The organism is Paenibacillus sp. OT2-17 (assembly GCF_009827695.1).
Lineage (GTDB): Bacteria > Bacillota > Bacilli > Paenibacillales > Paenibacillaceae > Paenibacillus > Paenibacillus polymyxa_B.
This window is the reverse complement of the sequence record NZ_WUDQ01000518.1, coordinates 1-2614: the sequence shown is the minus strand read 5'-3', so window position 1 is coordinate 2614 and position 2614 is coordinate 1. Positions and strand designations below refer to the sequence as shown.

Below are 2614 nucleotides of genomic sequence, written 5' to 3'. Positions count from 1 at the left end.
ACGCCACCGAGAGCCTGCCGGGTAAACTGTTCACGAAGTTCGTCCAAATTGAGGCCAATTACAGATTTGAAAATGCTCATGAGCAGGGGACGATCATACACGCCAAGCTGTTCGCGCAAGCCGCTGATACCGAATTTCGGTCCTGGAAAAGCAGAGCGGAATGCTTCCGAGAAACCCAGCTTCGTTAGCTTAATTCGGCCGTCCATCGAAATTTTGCCGAAGACTGTGACCAGCAGAGCGGGAATGTCTCGGCTGAAGTTGACATCCGGGTAAGCGATGGTCAGGTCCGCGTACCGTTCACCGGGACCTCCATCGTAAATATCCACAGAATGAACCGAGCCAAGATGCTTTTGCATCGCGTCCCGTTTGGCTTGCGGGAGCTCAGTCCAGCTGCCCACCGTCATGCCGATGGCAATAGATTGGGCCTTTTGGTTAAAATCGGCTTTGTCATCGTATACCCGGTAGGTCGCCAAGCAATAGCTCATTCAATTCCCTCCTTAAGTACAGCTCCCATCTCGCGGGATCGTTCAGCGCACCGCTGCACCGCCGCAATCACCGTTTCGTAGAAGTCACCTTTGTCCAGCATTTCCAATGCAGCTACCGTAGAGCCATTAGGAGACATGATTTTGTGGCGAAGGGCAGAAGGCTCCTCTCCGGTTTGCTGCACCATGCGTGCCGCTCCAAGCGCGGTTTGCACCGTTAGTTCGTGCGCTTGCTCAGGGGTCAAGCCACCACGGATTCCCCCGGCAATCATGGCTTCCATCAGGTAGTAGACATAAGCAGGGCCGCTTCCAGATATCCCGGTCAAAACATCCATTTTCTCTTCTTCTATAACCGTTACCGTACCTACAGATTCGAACATCGTAAGCACGTTTTTACGCTGGTTTTCGCTGATCTCCTTGGAAAAGCTAATGCCTGTGGCTCCCAGCCCAATTGAGCTGGATGTATTGGGCATCGTCCGTGCGATCGGCTGCTTGCGACCCAGCAACGTTTGCATCGTACGAATGGACAATCCTGCGATTACCGAAATAATCAGCTGCTCATCAGACAGAAGTGGGCCGAGCTGCCCAAGTGCTTGTGCAGCATCCTTGGGCTTCATGGCAAGCACAATGACCGGAGAACGACGCAGAAGCTCGGTTTTGGCGGCATCCTCGGTTTGGAACAAGACTCCATATTGCTTTTGAAGTTCCTCAAGGCGAGCCTGATTACTGCGGTTGATGACGGTAATACCACTACGTTTGACGACAGAACGAGCCGTCATTCCGCGAATAATAGCCTCTGCCATTGATCCTGCCCCGAAAAATGTAATTTGCTCATTAATTAAAACCTTTGTTTGTGATTCACACATAGATTCATAACCTCCAAGGATACAGATTGATTTATGTTATTATTCCCTGATTTGTCCAGTACCGTACACGCGATATTTGGTTGAAGTCAAGGCAGGCAATCCCATTGGGCCGCGGGCATGTAATTTTTGTGTGCTGATTCCGATCTCGGCACCAAACCCAAACTCGAAGCCATCCGTGAAGCGAGTGGATGCATTGTGATACACGGCTGCCGCGTCCACTTCTTGCAGAAAACGCTCGACATGGGCTTTGTCCTCGGTGACAATACACTCAGAATGCATCGTACCGTAACGGGCAATATGCTCCAGTACTTCGTCCAAATTGTTTACGACCTTGATGTTCATAATGTAATCATTATACTCGGTGCCATAATCCTCTTCTGTAGCAGGAACAGCCCAAGGAGCCAATTCTCGTGTGCGTGCACAGCCGCGTAGCTCAACCCCAGCATCACGAAAGCGTTCTGCCAATCCTGTTAAGTGTGCTTTTGCATAATCCGAGTGTACGAGCAATGTTTCCATCGAGTTACACACGGACGGTCTTTGCACCTTGGCATTCAGTGTAATCGCTTCGGCCATTGCTGCATCCGCTGTAGCGTCCAAAAAGGTATGGCATACACCAGCTCCGGTTTCGATGACAGGTACGGTAGCGTTCTGAACAACATTTTGAATGAGTGAACGCCCGCCGCGTGGAATAATTACATCCAGCAAGCCGTTCAAGGTGAGCATTTCGTTGACCGAGGCACGGTCTGAATCTTCAATAAGTTGAAGCGCCTCGCGTGGCACAGCTGTTGCGTCTAGTGCCTTCTGGAGTACTTCGATAATTTTGCGGTTGGAGAAGAGGGCGGCCGAACCACCGCGTAGCACAACCGGATTGCCTGTTTTCAAGCACAGGCCCGCGGCATCCACGGTTACATTTGGACGCGCTTCATATATGATGCCGATGACACCCAGCGGCACACGTATCTTCTCAATTCTCAGACCGTTTGGACGTTCAATTTGCTCAAGGGTGTCGCCGACCGGGTCAGGCAGTGCCACAATTTGGCGTAATCCTTCGGCAATAGCTCCGATTCGGTCCTCGGTCAGCTTGAGGCGGTCGAGCAGCGACTCCGATGTTCCCTGTTCCCGTCCATGTTTCAGGTCATTATGGTTTGCTGCAATCAGCTCTTCAGTATGATTTACTAGAGCTTCAGCCATAGCAAGCAATGCTTCATTTTTCTGTGCTGTAGTCAGGCGGTTCATGACCCCGGCACTTTTTTTGGCAAGATTGGC

The 2614-nt window shown here is 51.2% G+C and carries 2 protein-coding genes and 1 pseudogene; all 3 read right to left on the bottom strand.

The annotated features are described in order from the left end of the window. A pseudogene (gene mtnW, locus GRP75_RS23975) lies at positions 1–485 on the bottom strand (2,3-diketo-5-methylthiopentyl-1-phosphate enolase); the annotation flags it as partial. Beyond that, entirely contained in the window at positions 482–1348 is an 867-nt protein-coding gene (gene proC / locus GRP75_RS23970; RefSeq protein WP_023989119.1) for a pyrroline-5-carboxylate reductase, read from the bottom strand. The gene proC and the pseudogene mtnW, both read right to left, overlap by 4 nt. A gap of 39 nt (positions 1349–1387) precedes the next feature. Beyond that, positions 1388–2614: glutamate-5-semialdehyde dehydrogenase (locus GRP75_RS23965; RefSeq protein WP_160790566.1), on the bottom strand; the 1227-nt coding region annotated here is incomplete at its 5' end.

What these genes read in the sequence shown, in the direction of transcription:
- proC (WP_023989119.1), bottom strand. Translation starts at nt 1,348, where the DNA reads ATGTGTGAATCACAAACAAAGGTTTTAATTAATGAGCAAATTACATTT.